14 protein-coding genes are annotated in these 16,920 nt (G+C 43.0%); 5 read left to right on the top strand and 9 right to left on the bottom strand.

Annotated elements, in window-relative coordinates; all coding sequences use genetic code 11:
• Window positions 1-2 precede the first annotated feature (2 nt).
• From K1X61_12105 to K1X61_12075, 7 genes are all read right to left on the bottom strand, one after another.
• Entirely contained in the window at window positions 3-245 is a 243-nt protein-coding gene (locus tag K1X61_12105) for a DUF3024 domain-containing protein (GenBank protein MBX7109383.1), read from the bottom strand.
• The gene (locus K1X61_12100) at window positions 245-1,495 is read right to left on the bottom strand and encodes a hypothetical protein (protein MBX7109382.1); all 1,251 of its coding nucleotides are present in this window, start codon (window positions 1,493-1,495) and stop codon (window positions 245-247) included. Before K1X61_12100 ends, K1X61_12105 begins: the two co-directional genes overlap by 1 nt.
• Window positions 1,492-1,941: a hypothetical protein gene (locus K1X61_12095; GenBank protein ID MBX7109381.1), complete on the bottom strand. Its 450-nt coding sequence runs from the start codon at window positions 1,939-1,941 to the stop codon at window positions 1,492-1,494. Before K1X61_12095 ends, K1X61_12100 begins: the two co-directional genes overlap by 4 nt.
• Window positions 1,938-5,471, bottom strand: a complete 3,534-nt coding sequence (locus K1X61_12090) for a hypothetical protein (GenBank protein MBX7109380.1) — start codon at window positions 5,469-5,471, stop codon at window positions 1,938-1,940. The genes K1X61_12095 and K1X61_12090 overlap by 4 nt, the downstream gene beginning before the upstream one ends.
• Window positions 5,472-5,770: 299 nt before the next feature.
• Window positions 5,771-6,424 carry a TMEM175 family protein gene (locus K1X61_12085; protein ID MBX7109379.1) on the bottom strand — a complete coding sequence of 218 codons (654 nt, stop codon included), beginning with the start codon at window positions 6,422-6,424 and terminating at the stop codon, window positions 5,771-5,773.
• 52 nt (window positions 6,425-6,476) lie between these two features.
• Window positions 6,477-6,899, bottom strand: coding sequence for a DUF1801 domain-containing protein (locus K1X61_12080; GenBank protein ID MBX7109378.1), 423 nt, complete (start codon window positions 6,897-6,899; stop codon window positions 6,477-6,479).
• 141 nt (window positions 6,900-7,040) lie between these two features.
• Entirely contained in the window at window positions 7,041-7,532 is a 492-nt protein-coding gene (locus tag K1X61_12075) for an isoprenylcysteine carboxylmethyltransferase family protein (GenBank protein ID MBX7109377.1), read from the bottom strand.
• Between the two features lie 232 nt (window positions 7,533-7,764).
• Between K1X61_12075 and K1X61_12070 the strand changes: the two genes are divergently transcribed.
• Together K1X61_12070 and K1X61_12065 are read left to right on the top strand one after the other, a co-directional pair.
• Window positions 7,765-8,307 (top strand): DUF421 domain-containing protein, encoded by a 543-nt coding sequence (locus K1X61_12070; GenBank protein ID MBX7109376.1) that lies wholly within the window; start codon window positions 7,765-7,767, stop codon window positions 8,305-8,307.
• Window positions 8,308-8,423: 116 nt separating this feature from the next.
• A complete protein-coding gene (locus tag K1X61_12065; protein ID MBX7109375.1) occupies window positions 8,424-10,112 on the top strand; it encodes a L,D-transpeptidase family protein in 1,689 nt (562 codons plus the stop codon).
• A 15-nt stretch (window positions 10,113-10,127) separates the two neighbouring features.
• On the opposite strand, the gene mqnC is transcribed toward K1X61_12065, so the two are convergent.
• Window positions 10,128-11,252: a dehypoxanthine futalosine cyclase gene (gene mqnC, locus K1X61_12060; GenBank protein MBX7109374.1), complete on the bottom strand. Its 1,125-nt coding sequence runs from the start codon at window positions 11,250-11,252 to the stop codon at window positions 10,128-10,130.
• A gap of 193 nt (window positions 11,253-11,445) precedes the next feature.
• On the opposite strand from mqnC, the gene K1X61_12055 reads away from it, so the two are divergent.
• The gene (locus K1X61_12055; protein ID MBX7109373.1) at window positions 11,446-12,684 is read left to right on the top strand and encodes an insulinase family protein; all 1,239 of its coding nucleotides are present in this window, start codon (window positions 11,446-11,448) and stop codon (window positions 12,682-12,684) included.
• A 109-nt stretch (window positions 12,685-12,793) separates the two neighbouring features.
• Window positions 12,794-14,605, top strand: coding sequence for an agmatine deiminase family protein (locus K1X61_12050; GenBank protein MBX7109372.1), 1,812 nt, complete (start codon window positions 12,794-12,796; stop codon window positions 14,603-14,605).
• Between the two features lie 27 nt (window positions 14,606-14,632).
• Here K1X61_12050 and K1X61_12045 read toward each other — a convergent pair whose 3' ends face one another.
• Window positions 14,633-15,298 carry a hypothetical protein gene (locus K1X61_12045; protein MBX7109371.1) on the bottom strand — a complete coding sequence of 222 codons (666 nt, stop codon included), beginning with the start codon at window positions 15,296-15,298 and terminating at the stop codon, window positions 14,633-14,635.
• A 264-nt stretch (window positions 15,299-15,562) separates the two neighbouring features.
• Between K1X61_12045 and K1X61_12040 the strand changes: the two genes are divergently transcribed.
• Entirely contained in the window at window positions 15,563-16,885 is a 1,323-nt protein-coding gene (locus K1X61_12040) for an insulinase family protein (GenBank protein MBX7109370.1), read from the top strand.
• Window positions 16,886-16,920 lie beyond the last annotated feature (35 nt).

The following is a 16,920-nucleotide window of genomic DNA, read 5'->3' as shown; positions in this document are numbered from 1 at the left end:
GCTCACATCCAAAAAACTTTCCAGTGATTTTTCGTTTTCACAAATGTTGCTTTAGCAACTGGGTGCTCTGTCTTTTCTTCGGGCTTGTCAAACTGTGGTCTGATTTCAAACACAAAAATATTTTGGTCTTCAATCTTATAACCTAAGTCAAGTTTCTCTCTGATATGTTCAGGCGGTCTTTTTCTTGCAATGAAATTTTCCATTGCTTCAATCACATCTAAAGTTTGTAAAGTATCTATTTCCATTAAAGCTCTGTCATGATAAAATCGTAAATGAATCTTGCACTTGTGTAAGCCGCATATTTCTGATACTTGTCATTCTTCTTTCCATCTCCATAATCGCAAACAGATTTTATTGAGATTGCCTTTGTTGCTGGTTCTGGACTGTGTTCGGCTGCATAGTAAACTCCATAGGTTTCCATTTCTACACCCAACAATTTTCTTTGATGCTCTTTTATTTCAGATAAAGTTGATTCGCTTGAAATAACATAAGAGCCGCTTGCAACTGGTCCCAAATGAAGTTTTAGTTTAGTGCTTGGTGCATCACCTGGCCACTCGTTTTGAATTCTGTCAAGTAACTCAGATTTTGTTAGTTTAAAATCTGAAACTTTTGCTTTTAAATCTGCACTCAACTGAATGTCTCTTGTGTCAGGCTGAAATGAAATGTCTGTGATTTCAGTATCGTTTGTTACTTTCTCAACAATTTTTCCGCTTCCATAATCCCAAGATTGTTCTGCAACTAAAATATCACCAAAGCCAAGTTCCCTATCTCGGATTCCTGCGGTGATTCCACCCATTATCAAATATCGCGGCTTGAAATACAAAATCATTTTAGTTGCCAAGTGGCTTGCAGCAGTCATTCCCATTTGATCTGATGATGCTGCGATGATTGTTCTTTCTTTTTTGCCGTCTGTAAATGTTGTTTTGAAATATTTGATGAAATCATCTTCAACAACAACCGATTCCCACTTTCCTTTGTTTAAGCGTAGGATTGCTTCAAACTCAGGTGCAGGAAGTGCTGTGATAATTGCAACATCATAAAGATGTTTCTTCACTGTTGTTTGAATAAATCTTTGTCTTGTTTTAACCAAGTGAAAAATTATTGTTTTCAGTTGGTCTTGCCAACCAGTTGAATCAGCATGATAATCTATCAAGTTCCAAAGTTTTTTACTGAACTGGTCATGATACTTAGCCACAAGTTCTCCGAATTGAGAAAGCCCGACAATATGAATTGGTGGTTTCAACATTGGACTTGAATGAATGTCTTCAAGAAATTGAACCCCATGTTTTGCATCTGCATCCATTCCAGTTTCAATAGGCAATACCAAATCTAAAATCATCAAATCATAATAGTTGTCGTAAAGAAGTTTTCTCGCTTCCTTAACGCTACTGACAATTTGCAAATCATCTTCTTTGATGTTTGTGATGTCTCGGATAATCTGCCGAATGTTTTCTTGTTTGTGAGGATTATCCTCAACAACCAATATCTGAATCATTTGTGTAGTTGTTTGATAAGTTTTTCAAGTTGTTCTTTCCATTCTGTGCTGACTGCTGTAAAGTAAACATGTCCAACGTAATTATCGCTGAACTCAGTTTTCAATTTTGTATCAAGCTCTGAAAGTTTTGTTCCGTCTTCAAAACTGCCGTGCATTGTAACTACGATTGCTTTTGTAGGAATCTCACGCAAATACATTTCCTTCAAGATTAGCTTTCCTGCTAATGGCAAAAAATCTCCACCGTTCTCCTCAGGAGAAATGTCATAGTTTGGCATACTAATGTCAAGGAGAAGGAAATCATATTTTTTGCTGTGGAGTATTAATTCCTTTAAACCGCTGTTGTATGAACCTCTTGTCTCAACTTCTGCATCGGGAAATGCTTCAGAAAGAAAGTTCATTACTTGTCCTAACTTATATGGATGGTCTTCTATGAATAATATTTTCATGTTGTTATTTCTGATAAACTGATTTTAGCACCAACAGTAAAAACAACTTCTGATTCGTCTAATGCTGTGAATAGTGAATTGGTGTCGTTCTTAAAATCAGATTTGACAATTTTGTTCGCTTTGTGAAACCCTGATTTCCCTTCACTTAATAGTTTTGAAACATTCATTGTCTCTGCACCCCAAACATTTTTTAATGCTTCAATGCTGGCTGCATTGGTTACATTGTTTTCAATTGTTATCGTCAAATAGTTGTCTATTGAGCTGGTTGTAATTTTTGAATTAATAATTAGAACTTTATCGTCAGCATGTTTTAAAATGTTTTCAAAGAAGATGCGAAGCAAATCTGCAAAGTGTGTATAGAATTCTCCTTTAATTGTGCAGTTGAAATCCATTTGCCTGTCAAGGTTAATTCGCTTGTTCTGGTGTGTTTTGTTTGAGTGTTCCATTACAATGTCCACCAAATTGTTTAATTGGAAGTCAGATGTCTGTGTTCCACTTCTCTTAAACCAACTACTAACTCTCCGAATTACAGTTTGGGTTTCAGTTGAACATGCTTTTATTTCTGTAACTATACTTTGTGCAGTGTTTGCCCCCAACAATTCAACCATGTCTTTTTCAAGGCAGTCAAATAATTCATTGAATTGTTTAGCAATGTCATTCTGAATTTTTTCACGTATCAGGTTGAGATTTTGGTCTGTCTTTTCCCAAAGTATTTCAAACACATCCTTTGCAAATTGGTTGAAGTCCTTCGTCTTAATTGCTCTGATTGAAAACCAATACAAGTCCTCATCCTCAAAATCATAATCAAACCAAGCATCAGGATTCTTTTCTTTGTCTAAAACTTGCAGATACTTTTTAATCAGATCAAAAATTAAACCGTCAATGCTGTAAGAAAAATCTTTCAGCAGAGTTTGAATCTTTCCTTTACTGAGGTTAGATTCATACGGATACATATTTTCCCAGTGTTGATTTTTTTTGTATGTAGATGTTTCCCCTTCTTTCTGTGTTATTAGTTTATGCTTCTCAAATATTGGTCTGATTTCACCCAGCAATACTCCATGTCTTATTCGTGTGCTCAAATAAGCGACAATTCCAAACTTGCTGTGAAGAAATTTTTCTTTTATCTCATCAAACAGTTCTTTGTAAATGTCATAAACAGGATTGCTGGAATACTCCACCTTCTCTGATAATGTGGACTCCTCTGTATAAGTTAGGGTTGTTAATCTTCCTCTTTTATCAAGCAACCAAATCTTACTTTTGTCTGCAATCTTAGCAATGTTTTTAAAGCGACTATAAATTGCTTCGCATTCTTTTAACTCATTTGAAATTATTCCTTGCTCATTCACATAAATTTTACTCTCATCAAGTTCAAGCAAGCCTTTTTGAATAATCAGAATGTTGGTGATAGATTTAATTTCATCATCATAGAAAGTTTTATCCTCAGCATCCTTGTCTATTAGAAATTTACAAATCGCTAATCTCTCTTCAAGCCGCTCTTTTGATCCGTTGATGTGAATGGAGTGCTTTAATATTTCTGCTCCACAAGTATGCTTTAAATAGAAAATTATTTTATGGCTTTCTAACTTATCAAAACTTGGAATTAATTCAGAAGGCTTGCAAACTCCGAAACTAAAATTGAATCTTTCAAATGCGGTGTGAGTTTCGTTCTCGTCTGCCGAAACTATCGTGTAGAAAATGGGAAGTTCAATATTGGGGCTTACAACTTTGAAACGATTTTCTTTAATCTTTTTCAGCAACGACTGGACTTCAATCTTGTCAATGATAAAGTTGTTGTGAAAAAAACTATCAACGAAAAGTTTTACGCAATCATCAAATCGCTTCAATTCTTCATAGCAGATGTAAAGATTTTTTATTGCGGTTTCTAAAACAGGAACTGTTTCCTGATACTTTTCAATTAGGTATTCCCATATTCTTGCTGCTCCTTCAAAGTCATTCTTTCTTTGAAGTGCTTTTGCAAGTTCAGTTTTGTATTTTACATCAGGTAGTTTCTTTTCAAAGAAAGAAATATTGTCAATGTTCTGAATCTTATTTAAAAAGAAATCAATCGTGATTGAAGTTGGAAATTTCGTTTTGAGAAATTCAAGATAGTTCAATTGTGATTCTGTGTCAGTGTAGATTTCATTGATGGCAGGATTGGCCGCATTGAAACATAGCCTCGCTAAAAGTTTTCTTTCTTCTTTCCCCTTTGTCTGATGAAAAACAAAATCTGCAATACCATAACTCAATACACAACTTGTAATGTTGTTTGCTATTCGCAAAAGATTTATTCCTGCTTCTGTCGGATTCATACTAACAGAAACAATACGATACATTTCATGTAGAATCTGGTTTTGAATGCTTTTGGAATTGCCAACTGTTGCAAATGGCTTCTTCTGATAGATGAGTGATTTTACATACAAGTCGTAAAGGTCAAATTGAGTTGGCTTCTTCAAAAGAAGTTCCCTCAATTCTTCCTCTGCTTCTTGATAAAAACCCGTTGTGTATTTGTCAATAATTGAAACCTCTGCTTTGCTTTCCGCTTCGTCAAATGCAGGAAATAACTTTTCACTTGCGAAAAGTTTTAGTTTAAACAAAGTAGGGTCGTTGATTTTTCGGATTAGATAGTTTATGCGATTTAGAACATACGCTTTGATTGTTTTTCCATCTTCAACTTTCTCCACCATTTGATTAGCAGTAGTCAGAAGATTTATTAAAACTTTTCTTAAATTCAAATATCTGTCAATAACACTATGCTGAAAATCGTAAGCGATAATCTCTACATAGTTTGTAAACTTCAAATGATTTAAAAAGGATAACTTGAAAAGGTAGTAGTCAATGTGCTCTTGCTTCTTGTCTCCTTGAATTTTGCTTAACGCTAATTCTAAGTCGGCATTGAAACGGTTTACTGACAATGTCCGCTCTGCTCTCAAACTTAAATAATGAGCTAATGACTTTGTATAAGCATCTGATTGGTTTTCCTCATTGAACTGACTTAAGAAATCCTTGCTGTCTGCACTTGAACCATTGTATTCCTTAATAAGAAATCTGTTCTCTAAAGTCCAGAGAGAAAAACAAATCTCTTGCTCAATTTTATCAAGATACTTTTCTGCTTCTTCATAATCACCTAATAGAAGATTGGTCTCATAAAGTTCTTTGTATACTAAGAACAAATTTATTTGATAGGCATATTTGCGAATTGAAATTAAAGTCCAGTTTATTTCGTTGATGAAATGTTCTGTTGTGTATGAAAAGTCGCATTTGCCTAACTCTTTGTAACTCTTTGGCAAGGCATTTCCAAACATGAGTTCTCTGAAGTTTTCAGGAATATTTCTGTCAACAAAATCAGCAGCAGCACAAAGGGCAGGATATTCAAGAGTGTTTTTTAAACGGTAGTAAGCTCTCCGCCTGTCCTTCTTTGCGCCAACGATAAAGCTGAATTGCGATCTAGCAATCCTTTTACCTAAAGCAATTTCATCTGCCTTATGAGATACAACCTTATGTTTTGTTTCTATCACCTTTTTTGTTTTCAAAGATAAGTTTTAATGTTTCTGAATTTCAAAAAGCGTTGGCGAAAACACTCTTTCATTTTTTTTCGGGGTGGGTTTGAGGGTGAGCAAAAAAATGAAAGTGTGTTTTGTGCGGCTACCATAGAAATTCAAATTATTTTTTTGTGCGTTGACGTTTTTTTAATTATTTATTTTGAAGCGTCTGCTGTCAATGAGTAGCGGTGTCAAGTCGTCTGGTTTGTCTTAAACTGCCCGTTTGATGTCTGCACGGTCGCCAATAGAGTTACCGATAACAGTAATATAGTCGCAACCAGATCACCCTTTCACGCTTTGCTGCTGCTGCTTCGTGCCGGTAACCTTTCCGCAAACTCCTTCGGATAGGCAAAAACCACAAACAGCAGGCAGTAACAGATGATGGCAACAGGAACAGAAACAAAGCAGATAAAAAATATGATCAGTGTATAAACGATCGCACAGCCGTAAAGCAGGGTTAAGCGATAGAATAAACCGCGGCTGCTGTCTGCGATCAGTTTTTTATAGTAAACATAGGCGCACAGGCTGTAGGCCGCTACTGACATCATAAAATAGTTGAACCCGAAAAAGGCAAGGGCATAGTTCGTCTCCCGCTCAAAGTATCCGGCAAGAATGGCGGTTGGAAATGGAGTGAATGTCACCACCAGCAATACAAAACCATTCACCCACATCAGGTGGCTGTCCGTTTTGCTGATATAGCAGAAGGCCAGGTGATGATTGATCCAACAGATGAGTATCGTGATAAATCCGAGCATGAATGCCAGTAACGACTCCCAGTGACCAAGCAGCAACGCCTGTAATCCTTCCGCTCCCTTTACATGAATGATCTGAATCAGTTCTAAAATCAGCAGCGTGATGGCTATGGCAAAAACACCATCGCTGAAGGCTTCTATGCGCGCGGTCGCTTTCGGCCCGTTTTCCGTCAATTCTTTATTGCTGTGCATGTTTATATACTGATGAAGCGGTAAACAATTGCATGATCAATAACAGCGGAATTTATTTGGACGGATAAAGTTGCTGAATATGCCGTATATGAGCGGCAATCATTTTTTGCAAAATCACGGTATTGATATCTTCCAGCTTCCTGATGTAGATGCATCCCTTTTCTGTTTTGTGCTTACCCAGCTGCGCCAGCAATTCATCCCGCTTGTCAAAATTTCCGGAAAGGTATATGGTGATGGCAGCTGCCCTGGGAGAAAATGCTATCAGCGGGCTATCTCCCTCCCGTCCGCTTTCATAACGGTAATGATAGCTGCCAAAACCGATGATAGACGGACCCCATAACCGTGGTTCCATGCCGGTTATTTTTTTGAAAAGCCCGAGCAGCGCGAAACTGTCTTTACGTTTGGTTTCATCTTTTACGGCATTGATATAGCCTTTTACACTTGCCGTGGTTACCGTGGTTTTATTTTTTGCCATGTGCAGGTTTTATGACTGGTTGCTGTGTACTAATCTACAATTATTCATGTAATAAAATCCAATTATTCAATGCTGTTCAAGGATTGTTAAATTGAATGCAGCGATACGGCGCATACCGGCTTTGCCGGCCGGCTCAATGCATCAGAACCATCTGCCGGTGCTGTTCAGATAGGCTTCATATTCCTGCCCGAAAGTTTTCCGCAGGCGCGGCTCTTCGTATAAAATGATAAATGCATTAAAAGCTGCAAAGGCAATGATTGAATAAAACCAGAGGCAGTTTGACTTGAAAAAAATGGCTTCACCGCATAACATCATCATGACGCCGACATACATTGGATTGCGGGTATAACGATACAGCCCTGAAACCACCAGCCGTGTAGCCGGATCAACGGGAGAAAGCGTGCCACGGCCTTTAACCGCAAAACGGATGATACAGTGCAACAGGATGATCAGGCCTGTTATAAAAAACGCTGTTCCTGTATAGTGCACCCATGTGAATGAAACGTCGAATGATTTATGCAGTTCATCTTTTACAATCAGTACAGGTATCAATCCTGCGACAATGCCGGGCTGTAGCATTGTAAAAAACAGGTTCGACAGCAACAGGGAGAAGAGGGTCCGGTTATCTTTCATGACTTGCCGCCTGCTGTATGATTATGCCTCATCATACCTCAGTGCACCTGTAATATGAGATTTTATGCTGAACCCGTTGTAATCTGCGGTAAACAAAAATGCAACATCAAGTCCGGATACGCTCCGTATTGGATAGCATAAAAGCTGACTGACCTGCCAGCATGCGGCAGCGCCGACGGACTACTGCAAAATAAATCCGAACTTGGGAGCAACATCTAAACCTTATCCGTTGATGAATATACTCTCATCCGCTGCCACTCATCCGAATTACCTGATTGTGGTACTGGCTACTGCAAGTGTGTACCTGTTCCTGGTGTTTGCCATAATTGCATTCGGCAAGCGCGAGATTGGCCAGTTATCCATCACCGATCTTGTATTCCTGTTGCTGATCAGCAATGCTGTTCAGAATGCTATGGTTAATGGTGACTGGGACAGCCTGTTGGCAGGCATTGCCTCTGCCGTAACCCTTTTCTTATTAAACTTTCTTTTCAAACGGCTCATGTATAAAAACAGGGAATTCAGCAAGCTGATTGAAGGTGATCCTGTCCTGCTGATCTATCACGGTAAAGCGGTATCGGCCAATATCCGCAAGGAACAGATCACGGAAAATGAACTGGAAGGTGCCATCCGGGAAAACGGTTTCGAAAGCATCAGCGATGTGAGTATCGCCAAACTGGAGACGAACGGCAATATCAGCGTGGTTGGATTCAGGGATGAAAAAAGATTTCCGTTCAGGAAGAAGGACCGGAAGATGCCGCCGAAAATAAAACAATGAATGGTGCCGGTATCAGCTTTTGCTGCGTCATAATGCAATATCTTGCCGCCATAGTATCTCACTGTAAAACACATCTTTCAATTCCTCTGTAATTTTAGCCTTCATTCATTTATCCAATGATATCACACGTCCGGCCGGCTTTGTCATTCCTTTTTGCTGCATTAATAATGTTATATGGATGCGGAGCGGAAACAGGTAAGCGTTCCGTCACGGGTGATGAGCATCAGTCCGACAGCGCCTGGATTCAACCGGCCAGTGTGAATAATCTGTTCCTCGACAGTGCTGCCCTCGCCCAATTCCTGGACACGCATCCTGAATTTAAAGCGCAGCATGATCAGTTGTGGAAGTTTTATCAACCGCGTAACTATCAGTTTGCCTGGTTCAATAATGATGGCATGGCTGAACAGGCAGCCAATTTCATGAACATGCTGATGAACTACCGCGAAGAAGGCATTACCGATACAACGGTCTTTCATCCCCGCCTTAAATTGCTCTATGATTCACTGTCAGGCGGCGCTTATGTCATGCAAGGCGTTGACCCTGTGATCACAGAAACAGAGTTGCTGCTATCCGCTTCCTTCTTTAAGTATGCACAGGAGATATGGGGCGGCATCGGTGATCAGGAACTGAAGGATTTCGATTGGTTCATTAAACGCAAGCGGTTGCCTTATGTAGCCATCCTTGATTCGATGCTGTCGAATCCTGCGTATTTCGCGCAGCAAAAAACGGTGTACCGTCAGTACGATCTGCTAAAGACACAACTCAAAAAATATTACGCGCTCGAACAGCGGCACGATTGGGAAACCATTGTGGCTGATAAGAAATCCTATAAACCGGGCGATTCCTCGCAAGTGATCCGTACGATCCGCAAACGGCTTTATCTGCTGGAAGATTTGACAACCGCTGATACACTGAGCCCGCATTATGATGATCAGCTGGAAGCGGCGGTGAAGAATTTCCAGGACCGCCACGGCCTTGCAGTGGACGGTGTAATCGGCAATGCGATGATAGAAGCATTGAACATTCCTGTCAGCCTGCGCATACAGCAGATCATTGTGAACATGGAGCGCAGCCGCTGGGTGCCGGCGAAACTGGAAGGAGATTACCTGGCGGTGAACATCCCGGAATTCAGGCTGCATGTGTATGAACATGATTCCATGATGTGGGAATGTAATGTGGTGGTAGGTTCTGTTACCAATCAGACCGTGATTTTCAACGACAATATGCGGTATATCGTCTTCAGCCCTTACTGGAATATTCCCGCCAGTATTATTGCAAAGGAAATATTACCGGCGGCGAAACGAAATGCAAACTATATCTCAAGCCATAACATGGAAGTGGTGGGAGGCGGAAAAGTAATCAGTCCTTCCGCTGTGAACTGGAGCAACTATTCCGGATACAATTTCCCTTATGCCATCCGTCAAAAACCGGGGCCGAATAATTCCCTGGGCCGTGTCAAGTTTCTTTTCCCCAACAACTATTCGATTTATCTGCATGATACGCCCTCGAAGAGCCTGTTCAATGAACCGGCGCGGGCCTTCAGCCATGGCTGCATCAGGGTTGGTGAACCGGTAAGGCTGGCGGAGTACCTGCTGCGTAATGATTCATTATGGACACCGGAGAAAATCGCTGTTGCGATGAACAGCAATAAGGAGACTACCGTTTCGCTGAAGACACCTGTTCCGGTTTTTATTGCCTATTTCACAGCGTGGGTTGACCGAAAAGGGCGGTTAAATTTCCGAAAGGATATTTACGGACATGATACACGGCTGGCGAAAGTGTTGTTTAATAATCCCGCCATATAAAATCTTCCCGTTGCTTCAGTAATTAATCACCTGTTGTTCTATAGCAGCAGGCAGTTCGCGGTATGCATACTGTTGATTCCGCAGTCGCGGCTCATAGCCCGCTTCGCGAATGGCTTGCTGAATACCATCGGCGGTAAAACGATGTGGCGCCCCTGCGGCACTCACTACATTTTCTTCAATCATGATAGATCCGAAATCGTTGGCCCCTGCATGCAGGCAGATTTGGGCGATATCTTTGCCAACAGTAAGCCAGGAGGCCTGGATATTTTTTATGTTCGGCAGCATGATGCGGCTCATGGCAATCATTCGTATGTATTCGTCACCATTCACGCTGTTCCTTACGCCGCGCACCTTTCTCAGCAATGTGCCTTCATCCTGGAACGGCCATGGAATAAAGGCGATGAATCCTTTTGCGTCAGCAGGTTTTTCTTCCTGCACCTGCCGAAGCCATACCAGATGCTCAAACCGTTCATAGAGTGTTTCCACATGTCCAAACATCATGGTGGCGGAAGTGGTCAGCCGCAGCTGATGAGCGGCACGCATCACGTTCAGCCATTCCTGTCCGCTGCACTTACCTTTGGATATAAGGCGCCGCACACGGTCGTTCAGAATTTCTGCACCTGCACCCGGCAATGAATCGAGGCCGGCTTCCATCAGGGCTTTCAGCACCTCGGTATGCGTTGACTTTTCAAGTTTGGTGATGTGCGCGATTTCGGGAGGGCCGAGTGAGTGAAGCTTCAGCCCGGGATATAAAGATTTCAGTTCCCTGAAAAGATCCACATAAAAACGCAGCCCGAGATCAGGATGGTGGCCTCCCTGTAACAATAACTGTTCGCCGCCCAAGCGATAGGTTTCGTCAATTTTTTGTTTGTATTGCTCAATGGTAGTGATGTATGCATCCGGTGCGCCGGGCTTGCGGAAAAAGTTGCAGAACTTACAGTTGGCGATGCATACATTGGTAGTGTTTACGTTCCTGTCGATGATCCACGTAACCACTTTTTCCGGCTTCTGCTGCATGCGCAATGAATGCCCCACGGCCATCAGTTCTGCAGTGGGCACCTGTTCAAATAAATGCATTCCTTCCTCGATGGAAAGAAACTGCATGTCCAATGCGCGTTGTAAAAGTTTACCGGTATGCATGACAGAAGAACAAAGATAGGCGGTAAATGTTGAAATGTTGCATGCCTTCATGGCTTGCTGTTTTTGAGCTTCACCTGAATACGGAATGAGTGTGCGTACTTTCCATTTAACCGGCATGTGATGCCTCAGCGCTGAAAGAGTAGCCGTTGGACATTATTCCCTATTGTTTACTTTTGACACTCAACCAACGAGCATGATCGGATATCAAAAGCACATACTGGAAAACGGACTGAAGGTGATTGTACATGAGGATAACGCCACGCCGCTTGCCGCTGTCAACCTGTTGTATGATGTAGGTTCGAGGGATGAGACACCGGAACAGACCGGCTTCGCACACTTGTTTGAACACCTCATGTTTGGCGGATCGCGCAACATCCCGGTATTTGATGAGCCATTGCAAAAGGCAAGCGGTGAAAATAATGCCTTCACCTCCACCGATATTACCAACTATTATGAAACGCTGCCGGCACCAAACCTGGAAACCGCCTTGTGGCTGGAGTCGGATCGCATGAATGAACTTGCCTTCAGCGAACATTCACTGGATGTGCAGCGAAAAGTGGTTTGTGAAGAATTTAAAGAACACTATATCAATCAGCCGTATGGAGATGTCTGGCATCAACTCCGCGCACTCTCTTACAGTACACATCCATATCAGTGGCCTACCATCGGTAAAAAACTATCACACATTGAAGAAGCAACACTCGGTGATGTGAAATCATTTTTTTACCGGCATTATCGTCCCGACAATGCAATACTGGTGGTGGCAGGTTGCGTGAAGGCCGATGATATTTTCCGGCTGGCAGAAAAATGGTTCGGTGATATTCCTGCTGGTCACAAGCCTCCCAGGAATATTCCGCAGGAACCTGCACAACACGGATTAAAGAGCCTGACGATAAAAGCAGATGTTCCGTTAGACGCGATCTATAAAACCTGGCACATGCCGGCGAGGATGGATCCGCGCTACTATGCCGCCGACCTTATCACCGATGTATTATCAGGCGGCAAATCCGGCAGGCTTTACCAGGCTCTCGTGAAAGAGAAGAAATTGTTTTCCGAAATCAATGCTTATCAGACCGGCTCTATTGATCCGGGGCTGATTGTGGTGGAAGGGAAACTGGTGAAAGGAGTGAAAATGGAACAGGCAGGAAAGGCGATTGATGAAGAGATCAGCAGGATTACCGGTGAACGCATTGACGAAACAGAGTTGGTGAAGGTGAAAAACCGCGTGGAAGCACAGATCATTTTTTCTGAGACAGAATTACTGAATAAAGCAATGAACCTGGCTTATTACGAATTGCTTGGTGATGCGAACCTCGTGAATGAAGAAGCGAATCATTACCTGGATACCACTGCCGACGACATCTTACAACAGGCACAGGCTATTTTTACGGAGGATAACTGCTCCGTCCTGTATTATCATTCAAAAAACTGAGAAACATTACCACTATGCCGCTGCCCACCGCCATTACGGTCAGCAGTAATATTTATTCCTTAATTTAGATGCGCTGTTCAAAGCCGTTTTCAATTAAAAAAATTACGCCATGAAAAAAATATTTACCATTCTTTCGCTATCCCTGCTTTTCATTACCGGAAACACAAATAGCCAGAATCTGCCACACTGGATAACTGAAGAAGAACGTGCCCTCCTTCCCACATATCTCATCAATACCGAAGGCATCCGTGACGTAAATCCACCTGCATTCACACCAAGAACTGCGGCTGAATGGGAAGAGATACAGGGATTGGTGATAACCTGGACGAGCTACACTTCTATACTGAAACCAATTGTGGCGGCGGCGCAGCAGGAATGCAAGGTATATATCGTATGTACTGATTCCAATAGCGTAAAAAATACGCTTACTTCCGCCGGCATCCCTTTAACGAACATCAAGTTTGTGATTAAAACATTTGACTCTGTCTGGTGCCGCGACTATGGCCCCTGGAATATTTATAAGGACGATGTAACGCAGCTCTCACTCATTGACTGGATCTACAACCGCCCGCGGCCTAAAGATGATGTAGTGCCCGGAGCACTGGCTACTTTCATTGGTTTACCCATTTATCAGACAACCGTGGCACCGTATGACCTCGTGCATACAGGAGGCAATTTTATGGTGGATGGCCACAATACCGGCTTCTCTTCCAAGCTGATCCTTACTGACAACGGGCCGGGCAATGATTTCAATGCATCGGTTAAATCGGTTGCTGATATTGATACTATCCTGAAGAAATACATGGGCATCAACCGCTATGTGCTGATGGAAACACTTCCCTATGATGAGATCCATCACATTGACATGCACATGAAGCTGCTGGATGAAGAAACACTGCTGGTAGGAGAATTTCCGGCAGGCGTGGCAGACGGACCGCAGATTGAAGCCAACATTCAATACATACAGGATAACTACCTGAGTTGCTTTGGAAGGCCGTATAAAATTGTTCGCATTCCCATGCCACCGAGCACTACCGGTAAATATGTTCCCCAGACTTATTACCGCACCTACACCAATTCGGTGATTGTGAATAAAACCGTGATCTTGCCAACCTACCGGCAGGAGTATGACACAACAGCCATCCGTATCTATAAAGAAAACATGCCCGGCTATAAAATTGTGACGATTGACTGCGATGATGGCAATTCACCTATCATTTCCGCATTAGGTGCCGTGCATTGTATCACCAAAGAAATTTCCGCCGGTGATCCGCTGTGGATTTCGCATGCACCATTGCAGGAAAAGGCAGTATCTGCAAGCCCTATACTGGTGGAAGCGAAAATCAAAACACCTTCAGGGGTAAGTGATGCTTCGGTGTTCTGGTCGGTGGATACTGCCGCCGGCTATACGGAAGTGCCGATGACTGCCGCAGCCAATGATACCTTTTATGCTTACCTGCCTGCACAGCAAACGCCAACGAAAGTTTTCTACTACATCCATGCTGCATCCAACAGCGGCAGAAGCATCAGCAAACCGATGACTGCACCGGATGGTTACTGGGAGTTTGCCGTTACAAAAAAACGCAATTACAGCAATGCCACTATCTTCCCCATGCCTGTTTATTTCAATCAGCTTAAGTCTGATGAATCCGTTGCTGAGTTGCCGGTCTTGTACGATCCTTATCCGAATCCTGCTTCCGGCAGGGTAACGATTGGTGTCACGCTGCCGGAGGATATGCCATGCAAGGTGATCATCAGGGATGTGGTTGGAAAAAATGTGGCGGTGCTGGCGGAGGGCAATCTAAGTGCGGGCAACCATCGCTTTGATTTTATACCGGGCAATGAAACGGCCGGTATCTACTTCGTGGAAATGACGGCAGCAAATCAATTCTTCACCAAAAAATTCATCCTGTACCGCTGATAAGTGCATTGCCGCCTGCAGTAACTGTTAGTGGTGATCACTGTACCACTTGTTATATTGCTGTACAATGTTGAGAATGTCTGTGGCACGATAACTCTTCATCTCCTGAGCGATGCGGCCGGCAAGCACTTCATCGTCAGCCAGCAGCCTGCTCATATCCGCCGCGAAATGTTCACTGTCCGGCACACGGAAGGGAAGTTCATCCCCTGTCTGGAGATAAAAAACCTGCTCATGAAATTTTTCATCATTGGCGGTAACAAGCCGTTTCTTATTCCCTTCCTGCATCATTCCATTTATCGGAATAGCATACCATGCATATAAGTTAATCCGGCCCGATTCCATCCTTCTGAAAAACATAGGCTCTGCATTTTTGGTGGCCTCCGTCAGCAGCGACTGATACACACGATCCTTCACGCGAAAGCCCTTTGCCGCTGCCGGCACTATGGTTTTTACCGGAGATACAGGCGGATTTTCCGTGGCATATTTCAGTTGTAACTGATTGTCCACCTGGTTAGACAAGTAGATGAAGCCGGGAACAGTATCGCCCTGCAGTGAAATGTACCAGCCCGCATACCATTTCTGAATGCCCGGATTGGCAAAACGTATTTGTTCGCCTTCCGCAATTTGCGCATGCGCTGCCGGAATGTAGTGTAAGCACAGAGCAAGAAGAACAAGAAAAATTGACTTTAACATCATTACTGATTTTGATGCAGGCAGTTGAAAAAAATGCCTTAGCTAATCTCGCAATATACTGATATTGGCAGCTTCCGGATGAATGCCTTCAACGGTGTATAGTTAATTAATTGCTGAAAAATCTGCCGGAATCCTGTTGTTCACCGCCACCTCATTTTTCAATTGGCATCGTTATCCATGCTGTCACAAGAGCCGGTAGGACAATTGCAAAGCAGATGAGCAACTACTCACCGCTCAATGTCTTTTTTGTATTTTTACCAGCCTATGAACCAAACCGAAAGGGCCCAGGCTCCGCCGCTGCGAGATATTGAATCTATTACACTTCCGCCCATCAACCGGCTGCAACTCAGCAATGGCATTCCGGTGGTAAGTATCAATGCAGGAAGCCAGGAAGTTACTAAAGTGGAGCTGATCTTTAATGCCGGCCGCTGGCAGGAACCACGGCGCGCTGTTGCTGCCACCACCAGCAAACTGCTGATGGAAGGCACAAAACATAAATCAGCGCAGGAAGTGGCGGAATCGGTTGAATTTTATGGTGCCAGCCTTACCGCAGATGCGACCATTGATTATGCGCAGGTTTCACTCTTCACACTCAACAAGCACCTGGACCGGTTGTTTCCGCTGTTGCAGGAAGTGATCTATGAGGCAGCTTTTCCTGAAAAGGAATTAACCACATATATACAAAACAGCAAACAGCGGCTGCTGGTAAACCTTCAAAAGGTGGATTTCCTGGCGCATAAAACGTTTAATGAACAATTGTATAGCAGTAATTATCCGTCGGGGTACACCACATCACCCGAAGATTATGATAAGATAGACGCATCGTTGCTGCGGTCATTTCATGCATCGCAATACCGCAGCGGATCATGTAAAATTATCATTGCCGGAAAAATAACGGATCACCTGCTCGGCCTGCTCGAATCTTATTTTGGCAAAACATCCATTGCCGAAAATATCACGGCACCTTACAGTCATTCAATCGCGAAAAGCAGCATCGGTAAATTGTTCACCGCCAAAAAGGACGCCGTGCAATCAGGCATCCGGATCGGCAAGATGCTGGTGAACAAACTCCATCCGGATTATCCTGCGCTCAGGGTGCTCAACACCATTTTTGGCGGATACTTCGGAAGCCGGCTGATGCAGAACCTGCGCGAAGACAAAGGTTATTGTTATGGTGTACATTCTTCCATCTCATCTTACCTGCATGATGCGCACTGGTATGTGACAACGGAAGTGGGAGGAGAAGTAACCTGGAATGCGGTGCAGGAAATTTATCATGAAATGGAGCGTTTAAGGCTGGAACCCGTGCCCGATGAGGAACTGCAGCTGGTGAAGAATTACCTGCTGGGCGTTTTTCTTTCTGATGTTGATGGCGCTTTTAATGTAGCGGAAGTGATGCGTGGTCTTGAAGTGTATGGCTTGAAGGAAGATTTCTTCTATAACCTGATTCAAACCATCCGTACGATCACGCCGGCCGATGTGCAGCGACTGGCTAATCAATATCTCGGGCAGGAAGGTATACTGGAAGTAGTAGCCGGGAATCCGGATCTTGTTCCGGCAGACAGCCCTTCTATTATTTCCGCATAGTAAACCCGATACGCAGCTGTTCAACAACGTCACCT

The sequence above is a fragment of the Chitinophagales bacterium genome (assembly GCA_019694975.1).
GTDB lineage: Bacteria > Bacteroidota > Bacteroidia > Chitinophagales > UBA10324 > JACCZZ01.
This window is presented reverse-complemented; position numbering and strand designations above follow the sequence as displayed.